This is a genomic window from Bradyrhizobium sp. CCGB12 (genome assembly GCF_024199845.1).
In the GTDB taxonomy this organism is placed as follows: Bacteria; Pseudomonadota; Alphaproteobacteria; order Rhizobiales; family Xanthobacteraceae; genus Bradyrhizobium.
Genome location: NZ_JANADO010000001.1, coordinates 8266599 through 8284377 on the forward strand (window position 1 = coordinate 8266599; position 17779 = coordinate 8284377).

The window sequence follows — 17779 nt, forward strand, 5'->3', positions numbered from 1 at the left end:
CGCCGTCTCACTGATCGCAGTGCTTACGGTCGGGTTAATGCGCATAGGCGTTAACTACGGCATCGTTCATGTTGAGATGCTGTCGGCGCAATGGACCGCGAATTGCACTAACACGCGTGCGAGGTTTCGCAGCAGAAACCAGCGAAGTCGGTTAAGTGCATGGTCTGTGCCCAGATGGCTGGAGATCGCCGGCGTGACGTCGGGATCTGCCACTCTCCGGCCGTTCATTTATGGGACGCATCCGTCCCGCGACGATGTGCCGTCGCGGGACGGGGGCGATCCGCGCGATCAAAGCAGGGCTTTTTCAATATATCTCGGACATCTAGGACGTCATGACATTGATCCCGACAGACCTGTCTGCCACGAGCATCTCGGACGTCGTGCGCGATCCCGACCGGGAGATCGTGGCGAGCTCCCGCGTCGTCGACCTGTCGGTCGGCATCGTCGTCTGCATTCCCTGTTTCCGCCGCCCGCAGCATCTGCGGCTGACTCTGGACTCGCTGGTAAGCCAGCGTACGCCCCGCTCCTTTGCCGTCGTCATGGTCGAGAACGATGCCGCGCGGCGCGAGAGCGCGCCGGTCGCCGCGGAGTATCTCGCCGATGGCCGGCTCCAGGGCATCTGTCTCGTCGAGAAGCGGCAAGGCAATTGCCAGGCGATCAACGCCGCGTTCGAGACGGCGCAGGCGCTGTTTCCCGCCGCGACCCGCTTCCTGATGATCGACGACGACGAGGTCGCATCGAGCGACTGGCTCGAGCTGATGGTTCGGACCGCGGAGGCGACCGGCGCCGACGTGGTCGGCGGGCCGGTGCTGCCGGTCTTCGACGACGACAGCCAGCCCTGGCTGTCGCGTCATCCCGCCTTCTGTCCCGCCTATGACTACAGCGGGGCGGTGCCGCTGATTTATGGTTGCGGCAATTGTCTGATCACGCGTGCGGTGTTCGACCGGTTCGATCGCCCGGCCTTCGACCTGCGCTTCAATTTTCTCGGCGGCGGCGACTGCGACTTCTTCGTGCGGTGCCGCGATGCCGGCATGACGTTCCACTGGACGGCGGAGGCGGTCATCACCGAGACCGTGCCACAGAGCCGCACCGGTCTTGGCTGGATCGCGAAACGCGGCCTGCGCATCGGCGCGATCAATTATCGCGTGCAGTCCAAGGCTGCGCAGAGCGCATCGGCGCGGATGCTGGTGTTTGCGCAGATGGTGGGGCGGCTGCCGCTGTCGCTGGTGCGCGCGGTCGGTCTGCTGACGTCGTCGAAGACCGTCGTTGCGATGCATCCCGTGATGGTCGCACTCGGCTCCGTGCTCGCGGCGTTCGGTATCGAGCCGAAACCCTATGAAGCCTCGAAGATCGTGTCCTGACGCCGTGACGGTGGACTAGATGCCAAAACGGGTGAGAAGCACCCGCACAGCCGAACGTGGCAGCGATTTGAGTGAGCGCCGGGCGACCATCGCGAGATAGGCGAAGGCTTGGCGATATCTGCCGAAACGCACGGCCTGCATTGCCGAATAAGTGACGAGATGGACCTCTGCGGCCTGGCGCAACGGCCCGGCCATGCCCTCGGGCAGTCTCGCCAGGATCAGCCCGTCGTCGAAGACCCGCGCGACAGCCGGGAAGAAATCCTGCGGCGTCCGTACCGCCGCGTTCATCGTGTTGGCCGTGTGCAGGCGATAGTCGAGCATGAGCTTGGGCGCGAATTCGAACTCGCCGATCGCGGCAAGACGGCACCAGCAGTGCCAATCCTCGCAATATCTGAGGGAGACGTCGAAGCCGCCGATGGCGCGGAAGGCTTCCGCACGGGTGAGCACGATGCCGCCATTGACGATGAAGTTGCCGGCCGCGAGCCGCGTCAGAACATCGCCGGATGGTTTGCTGCGTCCTTTCAGCAGGTCGCGCCGGCCGATCTGCCGTCCTTCGCTGTCGATCGTGTTGTAGTCGCCATAGACGAGAACCGCGCGCGGCGCGCCGCGCGCTGCCGCCAGCAGTGTCGCCACTGCACCGGGACGCAGTCGATCGTCGGCATCGAGGAAGAGCAGCCAGTCGCCGCTCGCATGCCGCGCGCCCAGATTGCGCGCCGCCGATACGCCGGCGGAATCGTTGTTCATCAGGCGAAGCCGCCCGTCTCGCAGGGCGCGGACGATCGAAGCGGTATCGTCGGTCGAGCCGTCGTCCACGACGATCACCTCGGTGACATCGACTTGTGCCAGCGCGCTCGCGATAGTTTCGCTGATATACGCCGAAGCGTTCTTGGCGGGAATGACGACGGACACCGACGGGGCCGGACTCATCGGCAGCGGCAGGCGCGTCGCCGGCGCTACGCGCGAGGCTGGCGGTAGTTCGAGAACCTCGTCGGCGGTGATCAAGCGGCGGCTCGTCTTTAATGGTCTGTTAACCAGGGCGGGTTTGCCAAGCGGGCAATGTCAACAATCGAAATCTCGGCTGCTGCGAATGATACCCGCATTGTGGGCAAGTCGCTGCTGCGAGCGTCCGCGCGGCGCCGGATTCGTGGAATAACGTTAAGCCGATGACATCGAGCCTGCCGCAAACCTAGGGAGTGCGGCAGCGCTGCTCGCGCAGAATTATGCCTGTCGTCTTCGTCATGCTGGTTGACGGATGGTTAACGGCCGTGAGCTAGAACCTGAAGCTTCGCCGGCCTCACCCCCTGTCGCGATGGATTGCAGCTTGGATCGCAGCGCCGCTGACATGACTGACGTCGAAGCCCAACCGTTCGGCCACGTCCTGCGCGATGGACTCGCGGGGGTGAACGCCGTGCGCGCGGCGCGCTGCCTCGTCGCCGTCGCGGCCTTGCTGTTGATCCTGGTGACGCTCGATCCGTTTCCCGACCTGCGCAGCGAGAACTTCGTGACCGTCGTCGGCGGGCGAATGGCGCTGACCTACATCGCCTTCGGCCTTTTGGCCGTGGTCGCCGTGCTGTTCGTCGCCGCGACCGATGCGCCGGCGCTGAAGACCCTGGTGACCCCGCTGCATCTCTGTCTCGTCGGTTGGCTGTTGATCAACATCGCCTTCTCCGAGAGCCGCGGCGTTTCGTTCCAGCGCTTCGTGCTCGCCGCGAGCGTGACGTCGCTCGCCGTGCTCCTGCCGCTATTGCCGCCGACGCAGCGCAGCTTCAACCTGTGCCTCGGCGGTGCCGCGCTCGCGCTGCTGGTGCTGTGCTATCTCGGTGTCTTCCTCGCGCCGCAATATTCGATCCACACCGCGCTCGACATCACCGAGCCGCAGCTCGCGGGCGACTGGCGCGGCAGTTTCGGCCACAAGAACGTCGCCTCGCCCGTGATGACCATTCTGGTCTATGTCGGCATCTACCTTTGCGGTGTCGGCTCGTTCGTGATGGGCCCGGCGATCGCTATGCTTGCCGGAATCTTCCTGATCTTCACCGGCGGCAAGACGTCCTCGGTGCTGTGTCTTGCGATCTACGCGCTGGCGTCGCTGGTCTACGTCACGCGGAGCCTGTGGCTGAAGCGGATCATCTGCTTCGTGCCACTGATCGTGATGAATCTGCTCACGGTCGGCAGCGTCCTGAGCCCGGCGCTCGGCGCCATGACGCGGCTGCTTCCGCTCGATCCCACCTTCACCGGCCGTTCCGCGATCTGGGAGTTCGCGCTCGCAGCCGTCGCGGAAAAGCCGATCATCGGCCACGGCTATGCGGCCTTCTGGGACGACGTCAGCGCACGGCAGACCGCGCAAGGCGCCGAATGGGCGACGACGGCGGCGCACAGCCACAACAGCTATCTCGATCTCGCGGTCACCATCGGCCTGCCGGGGCTGCTGCTCGTGATTCTCGTCTTCGTGCTCGCACCGCTCGGCAATTTCCAATCGGCTCAGGCGCACAACCGCAGCAGCGCGCTGGCAAAACTGTTCCTGACGATATGGCTGTTCGGCCTATATTATGGAGCCACCGAGACCTTCCTGCTCGATCGGCAGAATCCGATCTGGTTCATGTTCGTTCTCGCGGTGGCCGGCCTGCACTTCATGGCCAGGTTCCAGTGCGTCGCGCCTACGGAACCCGAGCGCTGACATCTTGTCGCAGCGGAAACGGCTTTGGTTGCATCGGCTTAACGATAAGCAGCGACGTTACTTGTGGTCCGCGGCGAAACATAATCTATCTGGAAACACTCAGTAATCGTAAGTCCCGCGGATGACGTTCCTCAGCGTCGAGCAATCAGAAGGTCGGGTGTCCAGCACGCCGGGAATCGTGGTCGATTTCGTGCGTGACTGGCGGCGGGCTGCTTCGCGCCTGAACGCAGGCCATCGTACCGCGTTCCAGCACGGCTACTGGCTCGGCGCCTGGTACGAGGCATTTCACGAACGCGCACCGCTGATCGCCGTGATTTCCGATGCCGCGACCGGCAAGGACATCGCGCTGGTGCCGATGATGAGCCATATCAGGCGCGGCATCCGCATCGTCGAGTTTGCCGATCTCGGCGTCTCCGACAACAACGCCCCGATCCTGTCGCTCGATGCCGCGGTGGACGCGGCGGCGATGTGTGCGATCGGCACGGCGCTGGTCGGCGCGCTGCGCGCCTTGCCTGACGGCTTCGATCTGCTGCGCCTGAAGAAGATGCCGGCCCAGATCGGCGGCAAGCCGAATCCGTTGGTGTCGCTCGGCCGGATCGGATCCTCCTCGCTCAACGGCAATCTCGTGCTGTTGGGTGACGACTATGGAGCCTACCAGGCGTCGATCAAGCGCATGCAGATGCCGCGCTGCTGGCGCGTCTTCAGTCGGCACGCCGGCGCGCGGTTCGAGATCGTCACGGATGTCGCGCGCGCGCATGAGTTGCTGGACGTGATGGATGTCCAGCAGCAGGCGCGCATGCGAAAGCTCGGCTCGCCGTTTGTCCTCAACGACGAGACTCATGCGCGGTTCTACCGCGAGGTGGCCCGCCAGGGCATCGCGGAAGGCTATGCAGTCGTCTCGGCGCTGGTGTGCGACGAGGGCGTCATCGGCACCTCGCTCGGCGTCAGGCACGGCGCGACTTATTATCTGCTGCGCATCAGTCACGCCGGCGATTCGTGGTCGAGCTGTTCGCCCGGGCTGCTTGTTACCGAGCGCACCATGTCGGCGCTGCATGCAGAGGGCGTGCGCCGTTTCGATCTCAGCATCGGCAACCAGGACTACAAGCGCCGCTTCGGCGCCCAGCCGGTGCCGCTGACCGATGTCAGCGTCGCGCTGTCCTGGCGCGGCGCGCCCTATGCATGGCGCGATCATGCCGCGCAGGGCTTGCGCCGATATCCAAGGCTCGCCGCCATCGCCACGCCGGCGCTGCGCAAGATGCGCTGATCCGTCATCGCGAAAGGCCCGCACTGAAGGCCTCCAGCAGCGCGCGCCCTTGCGGCCAGTCGCCGAGCCCGCTCGACGCATTGATGTGGCCGAGTGCGCCGAGCACAATGAGACCGGACCGCCAGGCGTGCGCTCGCTGCATTGTCGCATTGATCTCGCCATAGGGATCGTCTGTACTGGCGATGACGAGCGAAGGGAAGCGCAGCGCGCGGTCCGGCACCGTCTTGAACGCGGCGGCCTCCATCGGAAAGTTGGCGCCATCAGGATCGGGCACCGCGACCAGAAACGCGCCCGCGATGCTGGATGGGAATCGGGCGGCCCAGTGCGCCACCAACAGGCAGGCGAGGCTGTGTGCGACCAGCACGGGCGTCGTCGCGCAGCGCCTGACCGCGCGCTCCAGCGATTGCTCCCAGTCGGCGAGGTCCGGCTGGTCCCAGTTCGCCGGCTGAAATCGCTGGAAGCGCGCATCATTGCGCTCCCAAATCGTCTGCCAATGGGTGTCGCCGGAGCCGCCGAGGCCGGGCAGGGTGATGATGTCGTGCATGGTCGTCCCGTGATATCTGAGAGGGAGACGCAGTGTGGCCGGGCGAGACGCTGCGTGACATGGCAAGTCATCGGTGGAATCGATCATCCGCCGTTGATCTCAAGGCGGAATGGAGAATTTTGTTGGATCGCTTCGGAAGCATCGACGCCAAGGACTTGAAGATCCTGGAGGCGTTGCAAGTCAATGCGCGGGTGCCGCTGTCCGAGCTCGGCCGTGCCGTCGGGCTGTCCCAGCCGGCCGTCTCCGAGCGCGTGAAGCGGCTGGAGGAAGCCGGGATCATCGAAGGCTACGGCGCCCGCATTAACCCCCGCGCGCTCGGGCTCGGCCTGATGGCGCTGGTGCGCCTGCGCACCACGCACGAGCACATCAAGACCTGCCTGAGACGGTTCAGCGAGATGCCCCACATCATCGAAGTCCATCGTGTGACCGGCGATGATTGCTTCGTGCTCAAGGTGCTCGTCCCGGCGCCGGAAGACCTCGAGACGATCGTGGACCGCATTGCCGGCTTTGGCGCCGTCACGACCTCGCTGGTGCTCCGGAGCGAGCCGGCGCGGCCGATCGGCAAAGACCTCGTCAGGAAGAAAGCCGAACGCAGCTGAGGCAGGACCCGCGCGATCGGCACGTCATCGCGCCGTCACAAAGCTCCGGATTGCGCCAGGCTACCGGTTATCGTGCGCGTTGTGTTATCGTCGCCTCTGTTTTCCGGAGGCGACATGGAAGATCGTTCGGCAAAATATCGCGCATTCTATGCCCGGTTGATCTGCGCCGCGGCGAAGGCCGCGGATCCCCGCATCGAGCAGGCGTTTCGGACCGTCAGGCGCGAGCCTTTCGTTGGGCCCGGGCCGTGGTCGATCTCTCTCGGCAGCCACACCTATGCCGTGACGCCCGATGATGATCCCGCCTTCATCTATCAGAACGCGCTGCTGGCGCTCGATAGCGCGCGCGGCCTCAACATCGGGATGCCCAGTGCGCACGCCTATTGGCTCAGCGGCTGCGCTGTCAAGGAAGGCGAGACCGTGATCCAGATCGGGGCGGGCAGCGGCTATTACACTGCGATCCTCGCGCATCTCGTCGGCCCCGGCGGGCGTGTCCATGCCTACGAAATCGACGAACGCCTGGCAGGACTCGCACGCGACAATCTCAAGGACATCGCTCACGCGGATCTATGCGAACGTTCTGGCATCACGTCCGGTCTGCCCGATGCGGACGTGATCTATGTCTGCGCGGGCGCCGCGCAGCCGGCCACGGAATGGCTCGAGGCGCTGCGGCCGGGCGGACGCCTGGTGTTTCCGCTGGCGCCCGAAGGCGTGCTCGGTGGCATGTTGATGATCACGCGCCCTGACAAGGGCGCGGTCTGGCCGGCAAGATTCCTGGGCCGTGCCCAGTTCATCGGCTGTGCGGGATTGCAGGATGTTGAAGCCGGCCGGCGATTGGCCGAGGCGTTTGCGAAAGGATGGGAGAGCGTGCAGTCGCTGCGCAGAGGAGGCGCTCAGGACGAGACGTGCTGGTTTGCCGGTGAAGGCTGGTGGCTCTCGACGGCGCCGGCACCTGCGCCGGCGATCAGCATTCCTGCGCACGCGGACATCACGCAGGCTTGACGTCAGGCGTCGCGCATCACGATCCCGTGCAACCTGCACAGCGAAATCGGCCACGCGAGGCGCGAACGAGGCTGCGACAATACCAGCGGCGCGCCAGCACCTGTGCGGGCCGGCGGATCATCTGCGCGATCAACAAGAGTTCGAAAGCCATCCGTATCGCTTTTGGTGAAATCTCCTCCACGGAGATGGGGCGGCATTTCCGAAAGAGAATGCCGCCCCTGTCGCATCAGCCATGCAGCTTTTTGGCGGTCTCCGCGATCTGGCGGCCCTGGTAGCGCGCGCCGGCGAGCTCGTTGGCGCTGGGCTGGCGGCTGCCGTCGCCGCCGGTGATCGTGGTGGCGCCATAGGGCGCGCCGCCGGTGACCTCGTCGAGCATCATCTGGCCGGCGAAGCCGTAATTCATGCCGACCACCACCATGCCGAAATGCAGGAGGTTGGTGATGATCGAGAACAACGTCGTCTCCTGGCCGCCATGCTGGGTCGCGGTCGAGGTGAAGGCGCCGCCGACCTTGCCGTGCAAGGCGCCCTTGGCCCAGAGCCCCCCGGCCTGATCGAGGAAGTTCGCCATCTGCGAGGCCATGCGGCCGAAGCGGGTGCCGGTGCCGACGATGATCGCGTCGTAATTGGCGAGATCCTCGATCTCTGCGATGGGAGCCGCCTGATCGACCTTGTAGTAGGAGGCTTTTGCAACCTCGGCCGGCACCAACTCCGGCACGCGCTTGATGTCGACGGTCGCGCCGGTCTCGCGCGCGCCTTCGGCAACGGCGTTGGCCATGGCTTCGATGTGGCCATAGGCGGAATAATAGAGGACGAGAACTTTGGTCATGGGAAGTCTCCGTTTCAGATTTGATGGATTGATCTTTGGAGTCGTCATGCCCGGGCTCGTCCCGGGCATCCACGTACTTGTTTTCCGTGCCGAAAGGCGTGGATGGCCGGGACAAAGCCCGGCCATGGACGGAGAGAGCGGTTTACGCCGCGTCGACGAGCACGATCTCTGAATCTTCCAGCGCGGTGATCTTCAGCTGGTCCTCGTCGCGGATCGCAGCGCCGTCGCGGGCGTTGACGCGCACGCCGTTGATCTCGACCGCGCCCGCCGCGGGCACCAAATAGAGATGCCGCGACTTCTGCGACTGGTACTCCGCACTCTCGCCCGCCTTCAGCGTGGTGGCGAGCACCCGCGCGTCGGCGCGGATCGGCAGCGCATCCGTGTCGCCCTCAAGACCGCTCGCGATGGTGACGAGCTTGCCGGAACGATCAGCCTTCGGAAACGGTTTCGAGCCCCAGGTCGGTTGTCCGCCGCGTGACGTCGGCTCGATCCAGATCTGGAAGATCCGGGTCTTGCTCGGCTCGAGATTGTACTCGGAGTGGCGGATGCCGCTGCCGGCGCTCATCACCTGCACGTCACCCGCTTCAGTGCGGCCCTCGTTGCCGAGGCTGTCCTGATGGGTGATCGCGCCCTCGCGCACATAGGTGATGATTTCCATGTTGGCGTGGGGATGAGCGGGAAAGCCGGTGTTCGGTGCGATCTCGTCGTCATTCCACACCCGCAAGGCGCCGTGACCCATGTTGTTGGGATCATAGTGGCTTGCGAAAGAGAAATGATGCTTGGCCTTGAGCCAGCCGTGATCGGCGCCGCCGAGCTCCGCGAAAGGTCTGAGTTCGATCATTTGCGTAATTCCTCGAGTTGAAGGGTGGCGCCTGGATCAGGCGCCGAACCCGCCGTCGACGTTGAGCACGGTGCCGGTGACGAAGGAGGCTTCGGGACTTGCGAGGAAGGCGACGCCCGCTGCGACTTCCTCGGGGCGGCCAAAGCGCTGGAGCGCGTGCTGCTTGCGCTGGGTCTCGGCGAACTCGCCGCCGTCCTTCGGATTCATGTCGGTGTCGATCGAGCCGGGCTGCACCACGTTCACAGTGATGCCGCGCGGGCCGAGGTCGCGTGCCGCGCCCTTGGTGTAGCCGACGACGGCCGCCTTGGTGGCGACGTAGTCCGCAAGTCCCGGGAACGAGGCGCGGTCGGCCAGCATCGAGCCGACGGTGACAATGCGACCGCCTTCACCCATCAACTGCGAGGCGGCGCGGATCGCCGCGATCACGCCATGCACGTTGACCTGATCCTGGCGGGCAAGCGCTTCGGTGTCGGCATTGGCATCGTCGATCGCGCCGCCGGCGGCGACACCGGCATTGTTGACGAGGATATCGAGGTGGCCGAACGCCTTCGCGACGTCCTTGACCAGCTGCGTAACGTCCCCGGCCGAGGCCTGGTCCGCCCTAAAGGCGCGCGCCTTGACGCCCTTTGCCTTCAATTCCGTGACGACGGCTTCCGCCTTGTCGGGCGAAGCGACATAGCTGATGGCGACATCAGCGCCTTCATCTGCGAGCGCGCGGGCCGAAGCCGCGCCGATGCCGCGCGAGCCGCCGGTGACGAGGGCAACCTTGCCTGAGAGCTTCTTGGTCATTGGATTTCTCCGTTGCGTCAGTTTGCGATTGACCCTTGGATAAGCCTCCGTCCGTGGTATAGAAATAGAAACTGTCGAAACGCATTGTTTCGATATTTGTCCCTAATGGATCGGCTGCCATGGCAAAACTCCCCGACTTCGAGGCGCTCGCGATTTTTGCAAAAGTCGTGGAATTACGGTCGTTTGCGGGGGCCGCAAGCGAGCTTGCGATGTCCAAGGCGACGGTCTCCAAGGCGGTCACGCGGCTGGAGGAGAGGCTCGGCGCCCGGCTGTTCAACCGCACCTCGCGCCGGCTCGCGCTGACCGATGCCGGGCACAAGCTCGCCGAACGCGCGACACGCCTGCTGGCCGACGGCGAAGCCGCGGAGAACGAAGCACTGGCCCAATCGGTGGCGCCGCGCGGACTGGTCCGGCTCGCCGTTCCCATGACATTCGGCATCAAGGCGGTGGCGCCGCTGCTGCCGGAATTCTTTCAGGCCTACCCGGAAGTCTCCGTCGACCTGCATCTGAGCGATGCGACCGTCGACCTGATCGGCGAAGGTTTCGACATGGCGGTGCGGATCGCGCGGCTGCCGGATTCCTCGCTGATCGCACGGCAGCTCTTCACCATGCCGCGCTACACCGTGGCCGCGCCGTCCTACCTCAAGCAACACGGCCGGCCGACGCATCCGATGCATCTGGCCGAGCACAAATGCTTCAGCTACGCTTATCTCTCCACGCCCAACGTCTGGCACTACACCAATTCGGCCGGCGAGCAGGCCAGCGTGCGCCCGGGCGGCCAGCTTCGCGTCAACAATGGCGAGGCCGTGATGCCGGCGCTGATCGCAGGCCTCGGCATCGCCGAGCTGCCCGAGTTCATCGTCGGCGAGGCGATCTCCTCAGGCCAGGTCGAAGTGATCCTGAAGGACTGGAAGCAGGCCGAAGGCGCGGTGCACCTGGTGACGCCGCCCGGCGGCCCGCGCCCCGCTCGTGTCGAGGCGCTCGGCGATTTCCTGGCGGCGAAGCTGCCGGGCACGTGCAAGCGGCGGGCGAAGAAGAGTGCGAAAGCAAAGACCTAGGGCGAGAGCACTTCCAACGACCCCGTCATTGCGAGCGCAGCGAAGCAATCCAGAATGTCTCTGCGGCGGGATTCTGGATTGCTTCGTCGCAAGAGCTCCTCGCAATGACGGATCGACTAAGCCACCTTCACGCCGTCGATCGCGACGATGCGCAGGCTCGGCTTCAGCGTCTCGTCCAGCTGCGACTTCAATTCGTGAACGCGAGGGTCGCTCGAACGCTTCGCGCAAACCGCATATTGACGGACGGATTGCGCCAATGCGCGCCGTGCTTCCGGCGTTCGCGTCACTTCGGGCTTTGCAAGCCGCAGGACAATCGCGGCGAGATTCACCAGCATCTCGTCCAGGGCGACGTCGATAGTTGCGAGTTTTCCCATGGCACACTCCTGGGAGGGCAACGGAGGCCTCAGGCATGCGTTCCGGGCTCGGCCGAACATGGCTAACGCTTCGTAAACAGCTTGTTCTTGCCAATCGCCGCGCTAGGCTGGGAGCGAAACAAGAAAAATTGGGGGAGTGACCTTCATGGACCGACGCGATCTCTTGCGCGCCGCTGCAACCTTGCCGCTGTTGCGCGCTGCGTTACCTGACAAGGCCTTCGCCCAAACCTATCCGGTCCGCAACATCACCATGATCGTGCCGTTTCCCGCCGGCGGACAGGCCGACCTTGCGGCGCGCCCCGTCGCACAGGCGCTGGAGCGGGTCCTCGGCAAGCCCGTCATCGTCGACAACAGGGCCGGCGGCGGTGGCGGATCGGTCGGCAACGCCGCGGCGGCACGCGCCGAGCCTGACGGCTACACGCTGCTGATGACACTGTCCTCGCTCGCGGTGCTCCCCGAGGCCGACCGGCTGTTCGAGCGTCCCGTTGCCTACGAGGTCTCGCAGTTCATGCCGATCTCGCGCGTGCTCGCCGATCCCACGCTGCTCGCCGTGCCGGCTTCGGCGCCATGGAAGACGGCGCAGGATTTCGTCGAGGACGCGAAGAAGCGCCCCGGCCAGATCACCTTCGGCTCGTCCGGGCCCTACGGCACGCTGCACGTGGCGATGGAGATGTTCGCAAGCAGCGCCGGCATCAAGCTGCTGCACGTGCCGTTTCGCGGTGCAGGTCCCGCGCTGACCGCGATCCTCGGTGGTACCGTGCAGGCGATCGCCGCCGCACCCGGCACGCTGAAGCCGCAGGTCGACGATGGCAGGCTGCGCGTGCTCGGTAATTGCGGAGCGCAGCGCATCGCGAGCTTCCCTGACGTGCCGACCTTCCAGGAGCTCGGCTACAAGGATGTCGAGATGTACATCTGGGCCGGGCTCTTTGCACAGAGTTCTCTTCCTGCACCAATCGCGACCCGCCTGCGCGAGGCGATGGCGCAGGTGATGACGAGCCCCGATGTCCTCAAGGCGTTCGAGGCCTCGGGCAGTCTCGTCGCCTATCAGGATGCACCGGCCTTCTCGCAATTCGTCGCGACCGACAGCGCGCGGCTGATCGCGGCGGTGAAGAGGATCGGCAAGGTGGAGTAGGGGGCATCGCGGTGGCCCGGAGAATGGGCCGGGCGAACAGGTTCCAAGCGCTCTTTCACGTTTTGTTGTTGGTCCAGAACCTTCCCCCGCCTCATTGATTGAGGAGGTTTTGACGGATCGGGAAGGACCGAGACAATGCGAACAGAGCGGATTGCGCTGGGTGTGGCGCTCGCGATCGGCGGCATCGTTGCGCAGGGCGCAGCCGTCGCCCAGGAATATCGCGGCACAATGGAGCAGCAGATGGCCTGTACACCCGATGTGTGGCGGCTGTGCAGTGACCAGATTCCGGACAGGAACCGCATCGTGGCTTGCTTGCAACAGAACACGCCGCAGTTGTCGAGCGGCTGCCGTGCGGTGTTCCAGTCCAACAATCAGGTCCAGCAGCAGCAGCCGGTGCCGCGCAACCGCATCGCGCCGCCGCCGCGCTATAACAATGCGCCGCCGCCGCCTCCATACGCGCAGCCGCGGCCCTATTATGATGAGGACGACGATTAGCGCTGCCTGGCGCACGGTACGCAGCGTAAGCGCCAAGATGCGGTCGTACCGCTTCGTTCAGCGCTCCCTCTTGCTGTCCGACTCAGGTCGATGGCCAAGCGCCATCCGCAAGACAACACCGAAGAGAATGGCTGCGACTGGCCAATGGAACCAGATTTTATGCGCGCCAGTGAACAGATTGATCAGAATTAAAAAGGCCGACACCGTGAGGGCCGCTGCAACCGGGCGTGGCAGCTTCGCCAGCCAGTCCGAGACGACACTCGTCCATGAGGATGGCCCGTGCCTGTCGCCCATCCGCATAGCACCGGCATCCTCCCGGCGAGCTGGGCTTTCGTTGACCGCGAAGCTCCCTCGGCCGGCGGCTTGGTCGCCCAAGGTCACCCGATAGCTGGTCAAGGGAGCAATGTTCTTCATGGGCCGCTGGCCGAGACAGTCGAAGCCGACGGCCAGTTTGTTGTGCACCTGATCGTAGACCGAGCTCGAGATCACGACGCCGCCGGGTTCAGCGAGTTCTTGCAGCCGCGACGCAATATTGACTCCGTCGCCATAGATGTCGGAGCCATCAACCATCACATCTCCGAGGTTGATGCCGATGCGAAACCGCATCGGGTTCACGCGAGACGGGTCCGAATCCTGATTTGAAATCTCTTGCTGAATTTCGACCGCACATTGCACGGCCTCGACGACGCTGGCGAACTCGGCGATCACGGCATCGCCCCAGGTATTCACGATGCGACCGTCATGACGCTCGACCAATCCCGCAATGGCCGTGCGGTAGCGGCGGAGCGTCTCCAGCGTTCCCGCCTCGTCTGCTTCCATGAGGCGAGAATAGCCGTATACATCGGCGCACAGTACGGTTGTCAGCCGTCGTTTTACCTTATCGTCGGGCATGGTCCCTACATTAGCCTCCCTGACCGGCAAATGCATCAGGCATCCCGCAATCGCCTTACGGTCTGATCTCGCAGACATCGACCCATTCGGCCGCGGTCAGCTCGGCCATTCGGTCGGGCGTGATGCGCACCGCGCTGTGGGTCGAGCCTGCGGCCGGCACCACGACGTCGAACGCCTTCAATGAGACGTCGCAATAGATCGGCAGTGGCGCCTTCAGGCCGAACGGGCAGACGCCGCCGACCTCGTGGCCCGTGATATCCGCGACCTCTTCCAGTCCCAGCATTTTCGGCTTGCCGCCGAATTGCGCCTTCACCTTCTTGTTGTCCATGCGCGATGTGCCGCTCGCGACGATCAGGATCACGCGCTCGCCGATACGCAAGGACAGCGTCTTGGCGATCCGGCCGGGCTCGACACCATAGGCTTCGGCGGCCAGCGGCACGGTTGCGGAGCTGATCGGGGATTCGATGACGGATATGTCGGGGGCTTTTTCGGCGAAGAAATCGCGAACGGATTGAAGGCTCATTCCAGACAGCTCATTGCAAAACTCATGGGGGCGACGACGCTTAGGCGATTCCTGGCAGCTCGGAGAGGGCGCGGATACGATGATCCGGCGCGAACCCGAGCTCGTCCATCTGAGTACGGATCGCCCTGAACATCGTCAGCGGTGCCACGAGTTCGTTCTCGACGCAAGCCAGCGCCATGGCTTCGGGCGTCACCCGCTCGGTCCATGCAACCTTCAATCCGAACGATTTCGCCCCGGCGGCGTCCCAGGGATTGGACGAGACGAACAGAACCTCGTTCGGCGCGGTGCCGAGCGCCTCGCCGATCAGCTCATAGGCTTCCGGGCTCGGCTTAAAGATCTTCTTCGCGTCGACGCTGATGGTGGCATCGAGCAGGGCGTCGAGGCCGGAATTGCGCACGAGCGCATTGAGCATGTCTGGACTGCCGTTGGAGAGGATGGCGAGCTTTCGCGGCCTCAAGGCGGCAAGCGCCGCTGTCGCGTCCGGATAGAGATCGAGGTGCAGATATTTCCCGATCACACGCTCGAACGCGTCGTTCTCGTAAGCAAGCCCCAGCATGCGCAGCGTATAGGCGAGCGAGTCGCGGGTGACGACGGTAAAATCCTGGTAGCGCCGCATCAGCGAGCGCAGCCAGCTGTATTCGAGCTGCTTGATGCGCCACACCTGCGTGATGATCTCGCCATAGCCAGGAAACGCATCCTCGGTAATCTCAGCGACCGATTGGATGTCGTAGAGCGTCCCGTAGGCGTCGAAGACGACGGCTTTGATCGTCACTAGACCATTCCTCTGTGGGGTGTGGACCGAAGGATTATACAAGGCGCGGCGATGTCGATCCAAGAAAGAAACTCGAATTGGGTGCTGCTTGGCCGGCTGGACGCGTATCCCCTTAGGCGCGGAGGTCGGCTTTTGGTACTCAGACGGAAATCATCTGCTGGATCAGTGCATTGCAGATTGGACCCATTGCCGACTTTCCAGGCCATCACAATCTAAAATAGCGGCCAAGAAAAGGAGAGGGGTATGGACGATTATTCAGTTCGAAAGGCCAAGCCTGAGGAACAACGTGAGCTAACGCGCCTCGCTGTACGTGCAACTATGCATGCCGGACACGACGAGGCGTTCATCGACCGTACCATTCCTGCGCTGGCGGTAACCGTGCCGATGATCAGCGGGAATTGGGTTGAAGTGGCACAAGACAGCTCAAGCAAAGTCGTCGGCGTCGTTTGGGTGACGCCAACGGGGCTTCAAGGAATTGCACTGCTCCAAGGACTTTATGTCGAGCCGGCTCTTTGGAGGCGTGGGATTGGTCGAGTACTCTTCGGAGCCGCTGCAACTCGCGCGACCGAGTTCAAAGCCGGGGCTATCCTGATTAATGCCGAACCGTCGGCGGAGGGCTTTTACAAGCGAATGGGGGCGACCAGGATTGGCGAAGCGCCGTTCTACTTTTCGCCGGAAACTGTACTGCCCCAACTCTTGTACATCATGCCTCGCGAAGCGTAGTGCAACACTGGCGCGCCTGCTTGTGGCCCCGGAGCGGACATTGCCCACGCCTTGCCCGAAATCATGTCGGAGCTTGAAACTCCGCAGCAACACGATGTTGCTGCGGGCTTCGTCCTCGGTGAGACTCTTCGCTTGTCGCAGGAACAGCATTGACGTGTTGATCGTTTGTCGAAGCCGCTAACAGACCCACAGCCGATGCTAATTGCCCGGTCACTTCCGCTTGAGACAACCGGACGTGACGATACGGTCCCGATCAAGTCGCCTATCTTTCCAGTCAAGCTTCCTATCGACCGACAAGTACGGAGAATCTCATGATCCTCTATTACCATCCCGGCGGCTGTAGCTTGGCTGATCACATCGTGCTGATCGAGACAGGCCTTCCATACGAACTCGTTAAAGTCGAACGGGGCAAGCGGACCGAGGATGGGCGTGATTTCATGACGATCAATCCAAAGGGGTTCATTCCCGCGCTGGAACTCGACGATGGGAGTGTCCTTACCGAAAATCTCGCCATTCTTGACTATATCGCCCACCAAGCGGGGGCCCTGCTTCCCAGCGAGGGTCTCGGCCGTTGGCGCGCACTCGAAGCCACTTCCTTCATGACCACCGAATTCCATGGCAATTTCAGGCCCTTTTTCCACGCTGACGCGACCGATGCGGAAAGGGTCAAGGCGCGAAAGTTGCTGGTCAAGCATTTCGCCACGATCGCCGGCCAGCTTGGCGATAGGCCGTTTCTGGTGGGCGATCGAATGACGATCGCAGACCCGTATCTTGTCGTGATGCTGATGTGGGCTGAGAAGAACGAGATCGAGGTGCCGAAGCGGCTCAACGACTATCTCGCGCACATGAAGACGATTCCTTCGGTTGCCAAAGCGCTCGCAGATGAAGGACTCGTCTGAGGAAAGCCCGTTCTCGGCAAGGCCTCTTCCCACCCGAACTCCTGTTCGAAGAGGAGTGACCCATGCTCGATGCCGAAGCCCGCACGCTGCTCGACCTAATGGACAAGGCCGTCCAGGAGGGAAGGCCCAAGCCCAATACGCTGCCCTACACCGTAGGCCGTGCCGCCGTCGACATGATGTTGGAGGACGGCGAGGTCGACCCGCCGGAGGTTGCCGCAGTCGAGGACGGTGGCTTTGCCGGACCGGCTGGCAAGATCGGCTTTCGGCGCTATCGGCCGTTGGGCCTACCAAGCGGGCCACTGCCGACGCTGATCTATTATCACGGCGGCGGCTTCGTGGCCGGCTCGCTTGAGACGCATGACTCGACCTGTCGGCGACTCGCCAACAGGAGCGGCTGTCAAGTGATTGCCATCGACTACCGGCTGTCGCCCGAGCACCCGTTCCCGGCGCCGACCGACGACGGCATCGCGGCTTTCCGCTATATCCGCGACAACGCCGCCGCCTTCGACGTGGGTCCGGCGCGGCTCGCGGTCGGCGGCGATTCGGCCGGCGGCGCCATCTCTGCCGTAGTGTGCCAGGCAATGCGCGACGCGGGTGAGACGGGACCGGCGTTCCAGATGCTGATCTATCCCGCGACCGACTTGAGCCGCGAGAGTCAATCACACAAGCAATTCTCCGACGGCTACTTCCTGACCAAGGAACTGATCGATTGGTTCTGGAGCGCCTATTTGCCGACCGGCGTCGATCGGACCCACCCTAGGCTTTCGCCGCTGCTAGCCAACAACTTCAAGGGCCTGCCGCCCGCCTTCGTGCTGACGGCCGGCTACGACCCGCTGCGCGACGAGGGCCGCGCCTACGCCGAGCGGCTGATCGATGCCGGTGTGAAAACAACCTACGTGAATTATCCAGGCACTATCCACGGCTGCTTCTCGCTGACAAGGTTCCTCAGCCAGGGGCTGAAGGCCAACGAAGAAGCGGCGGCGGTGATGGGGGCATTCTTCGGGACCTAGCCTTG

The 17779-nt window shown here is 63.8% G+C and carries 20 protein-coding genes; 11 read left to right on the plus strand and 9 right to left on the minus strand.

Annotation, left to right across the window (positions count from 1 at the left end):
- The first annotated feature begins 332 nt into the window (after positions 1-332).
- Entirely contained in the window at positions 333-1361 is a 1029-nt protein-coding gene (locus tag NLM27_RS37920; protein ID WP_254148118.1) for a glycosyltransferase family 2 protein, read from the plus strand.
- 15 nt (positions 1362-1376) lie between these two features.
- On the opposite strand, the gene NLM27_RS37925 is transcribed toward NLM27_RS37920, so the two are convergent.
- A complete protein-coding gene (locus tag NLM27_RS37925; RefSeq protein WP_254148119.1) occupies positions 1377-2363 on the minus strand; it encodes a glycosyltransferase in 987 nt (328 codons plus the stop codon).
- 340 nt (positions 2364-2703) lie between these two features.
- Between NLM27_RS37925 and NLM27_RS37930 the strand changes: the two genes are divergently transcribed.
- Together NLM27_RS37930 and NLM27_RS37935 are read left to right on the plus strand one after the other, a co-directional pair.
- On the plus strand, positions 2704-4035 hold the full coding sequence (locus tag NLM27_RS37930) for an O-antigen ligase (RefSeq protein ID WP_254148120.1): 1332 nt from the start codon (positions 2704-2706) through the stop codon (positions 4033-4035).
- Between the two features lie 121 nt (positions 4036-4156).
- Positions 4157-5299: a GNAT family N-acetyltransferase gene (locus NLM27_RS37935; RefSeq protein ID WP_254148121.1), complete on the plus strand. Its 1143-nt coding sequence runs from the start codon at positions 4157-4159 to the stop codon at positions 5297-5299.
- Between the two features lie 4 nt (positions 5300-5303).
- Here the strand turns inward: NLM27_RS37935 and NLM27_RS37940 are convergent, their stop codons facing one another.
- Positions 5304-5843, minus strand: a complete 540-nt coding sequence (locus NLM27_RS37940; RefSeq protein ID WP_254148122.1) for an alpha/beta hydrolase — start codon at positions 5841-5843, stop codon at positions 5304-5306.
- Between the two features lie 122 nt (positions 5844-5965).
- On the opposite strand from NLM27_RS37940, the gene NLM27_RS37945 reads away from it, so the two are divergent.
- Positions 5966-6442, plus strand: a complete 477-nt coding sequence (locus NLM27_RS37945; protein WP_254148123.1) for an Lrp/AsnC family transcriptional regulator — start codon at positions 5966-5968, stop codon at positions 6440-6442.
- 114 nt (positions 6443-6556) lie between these two features.
- Positions 6557-7441: a protein-L-isoaspartate O-methyltransferase gene (locus tag NLM27_RS37950; RefSeq protein WP_254148124.1), complete on the plus strand. Its 885-nt coding sequence runs from the start codon at positions 6557-6559 to the stop codon at positions 7439-7441.
- 226 nt (positions 7442-7667) lie between these two features.
- Here NLM27_RS37950 and wrbA read toward each other — a convergent pair whose 3' ends face one another.
- The 3 genes from wrbA to NLM27_RS37965 form a co-directional block, all read right to left on the minus strand.
- Positions 7668-8267 (minus strand): NAD(P)H:quinone oxidoreductase, encoded by a 600-nt coding sequence (gene wrbA / locus NLM27_RS37955; RefSeq protein WP_254148125.1) that lies wholly within the window; start codon positions 8265-8267, stop codon positions 7668-7670.
- 142 nt (positions 8268-8409) lie between these two features.
- Entirely contained in the window at positions 8410-9108 is a 699-nt protein-coding gene (locus NLM27_RS37960; RefSeq protein ID WP_254148126.1) for a pirin family protein, read from the minus strand.
- 36 nt (positions 9109-9144) lie between these two features.
- A complete protein-coding gene (locus tag NLM27_RS37965; RefSeq protein ID WP_254148127.1) occupies positions 9145-9897 on the minus strand; it encodes an SDR family NAD(P)-dependent oxidoreductase in 753 nt (250 codons plus the stop codon).
- Positions 9898-10016: 119 nt separating this feature from the next.
- Between NLM27_RS37965 and NLM27_RS37970 the strand changes: the two genes are divergently transcribed.
- Positions 10017-10955: a LysR family transcriptional regulator gene (locus NLM27_RS37970; RefSeq protein WP_254148128.1), complete on the plus strand. Its 939-nt coding sequence runs from the start codon at positions 10017-10019 to the stop codon at positions 10953-10955.
- 116 nt (positions 10956-11071) lie between these two features.
- Here NLM27_RS37970 and NLM27_RS37975 read toward each other — a convergent pair whose 3' ends face one another.
- Complete coding sequence (locus NLM27_RS37975; protein ID WP_254148129.1) at positions 11072-11329, minus strand: hypothetical protein; 258 nt, start codon at positions 11327-11329, stop codon at positions 11072-11074.
- A gap of 145 nt (positions 11330-11474) precedes the next feature.
- On the opposite strand from NLM27_RS37975, the gene NLM27_RS37980 reads away from it, so the two are divergent.
- Positions 11475-12461 (plus strand): tripartite tricarboxylate transporter substrate binding protein, encoded by a 987-nt coding sequence (locus NLM27_RS37980; protein ID WP_254148130.1) that lies wholly within the window; start codon positions 11475-11477, stop codon positions 12459-12461.
- 135 nt (positions 12462-12596) lie between these two features.
- Positions 12597-12956 carry a hypothetical protein gene (locus tag NLM27_RS37985; protein ID WP_254148131.1) on the plus strand — a complete coding sequence of 120 codons (360 nt, stop codon included), beginning with the start codon at positions 12597-12599 and terminating at the stop codon, positions 12954-12956.
- Between the two features lie 57 nt (positions 12957-13013).
- Here the strand turns inward: NLM27_RS37985 and NLM27_RS37990 are convergent, their stop codons facing one another.
- From NLM27_RS37990 to NLM27_RS38000, 3 genes are read right to left on the minus strand one after another with little or no spacing between them, the layout of a single operon-like run.
- The gene (locus NLM27_RS37990; protein ID WP_254148132.1) at positions 13014-13847 is read right to left on the minus strand and encodes an adenylate/guanylate cyclase domain-containing protein; all 834 of its coding nucleotides are present in this window, start codon (positions 13845-13847) and stop codon (positions 13014-13016) included.
- A 55-nt stretch (positions 13848-13902) separates the two neighbouring features.
- Positions 13903-14370, minus strand: a complete 468-nt coding sequence (locus NLM27_RS37995; protein ID WP_254148133.1) for a YbaK/EbsC family protein — start codon at positions 14368-14370, stop codon at positions 13903-13905.
- Between the two features lie 40 nt (positions 14371-14410).
- Positions 14411-15142 carry a haloacid dehalogenase type II gene (locus tag NLM27_RS38000; protein WP_254148134.1) on the minus strand — a complete coding sequence of 244 codons (732 nt, stop codon included), beginning with the start codon at positions 15140-15142 and terminating at the stop codon, positions 14411-14413.
- Between the two features lie 243 nt (positions 15143-15385).
- On the opposite strand from NLM27_RS38000, the gene NLM27_RS38005 reads away from it, so the two are divergent.
- From NLM27_RS38005 to NLM27_RS38015, 3 genes are all read left to right on the plus strand, one after another.
- Positions 15386-15865 (plus strand): GNAT family N-acetyltransferase, encoded by a 480-nt coding sequence (locus NLM27_RS38005; RefSeq protein ID WP_254148135.1) that lies wholly within the window; start codon positions 15386-15388, stop codon positions 15863-15865.
- A gap of 311 nt (positions 15866-16176) precedes the next feature.
- The gene (locus tag NLM27_RS38010; protein WP_254148136.1) at positions 16177-16764 is read left to right on the plus strand and encodes a glutathione S-transferase N-terminal domain-containing protein; all 588 of its coding nucleotides are present in this window, start codon (positions 16177-16179) and stop codon (positions 16762-16764) included.
- A 62-nt stretch (positions 16765-16826) separates the two neighbouring features.
- The gene (locus NLM27_RS38015; protein WP_254148137.1) at positions 16827-17774 is read left to right on the plus strand and encodes an alpha/beta hydrolase; all 948 of its coding nucleotides are present in this window, start codon (positions 16827-16829) and stop codon (positions 17772-17774) included.
- Positions 17775-17779 lie beyond the last annotated feature (5 nt).

Excerpts from the sequence above, each read along its gene's own strand:
- NLM27_RS37950 (WP_254148124.1), top strand. The coding sequence starts at position 6,557 with ATGGAAGATCGTTCGGCAAAATATCGCGCATTCTATGCCCGGTTGATC.
- NLM27_RS38010 (WP_254148136.1), top strand. The coding sequence starts at position 16,177 with ATGATCCTCTATTACCATCCCGGCGGCTGTAGCTTGGCTGATCACATC.
- NLM27_RS37985 (WP_254148131.1), top strand. The coding sequence starts at position 12,597 with ATGCGAACAGAGCGGATTGCGCTGGGTGTGGCGCTCGCGATCGGCGGC.
- NLM27_RS37935 (WP_254148121.1), top strand. The coding sequence starts at position 4,157 with ATGACGTTCCTCAGCGTCGAGCAATCAGAAGGTCGGGTGTCCAGCACG.
- NLM27_RS37995 (WP_254148133.1), bottom strand. The coding sequence starts at position 14,370 with ATGAGCCTTCAATCCGTTCGCGATTTCTTCGCCGAAAAAGCCCCCGAC.
- NLM27_RS37920 (WP_254148118.1), top strand. The coding sequence starts at position 333 with ATGACATTGATCCCGACAGACCTGTCTGCCACGAGCATCTCGGACGTC.
- NLM27_RS38005 (WP_254148135.1), top strand. The coding sequence starts at position 15,386 with ATGGACGATTATTCAGTTCGAAAGGCCAAGCCTGAGGAACAACGTGAG.
- NLM27_RS38015 (WP_254148137.1), top strand. The coding sequence starts at position 16,827 with ATGCTCGATGCCGAAGCCCGCACGCTGCTCGACCTAATGGACAAGGCC.
- NLM27_RS37970 (WP_254148128.1), top strand. The coding sequence starts at position 10,017 with ATGGCAAAACTCCCCGACTTCGAGGCGCTCGCGATTTTTGCAAAAGTC.
- NLM27_RS37960 (WP_254148126.1), bottom strand. The coding sequence starts at position 9,108 with ATGATCGAACTCAGACCTTTCGCGGAGCTCGGCGGCGCCGATCACGGC.
- NLM27_RS37940 (WP_254148122.1), bottom strand. The coding sequence starts at position 5,843 with ATGCACGACATCATCACCCTGCCCGGCCTCGGCGGCTCCGGCGACACC.
- NLM27_RS37975 (WP_254148129.1), bottom strand. The coding sequence starts at position 11,329 with ATGGGAAAACTCGCAACTATCGACGTCGCCCTGGACGAGATGCTGGTG.
- wrbA (WP_254148125.1), bottom strand. The coding sequence starts at position 8,267 with ATGACCAAAGTTCTCGTCCTCTATTATTCCGCCTATGGCCACATCGAA.
- NLM27_RS37980 (WP_254148130.1), top strand. The coding sequence starts at position 11,475 with ATGGACCGACGCGATCTCTTGCGCGCCGCTGCAACCTTGCCGCTGTTG.
- NLM27_RS37990 (WP_254148132.1), bottom strand. The coding sequence starts at position 13,847 with ATGCCCGACGATAAGGTAAAACGACGGCTGACAACCGTACTGTGCGCC.
- NLM27_RS37930 (WP_254148120.1), top strand. The coding sequence starts at position 2,704 with ATGACTGACGTCGAAGCCCAACCGTTCGGCCACGTCCTGCGCGATGGA.
- NLM27_RS37965 (WP_254148127.1), bottom strand. The coding sequence starts at position 9,897 with ATGACCAAGAAGCTCTCAGGCAAGGTTGCCCTCGTCACCGGCGGCTCG.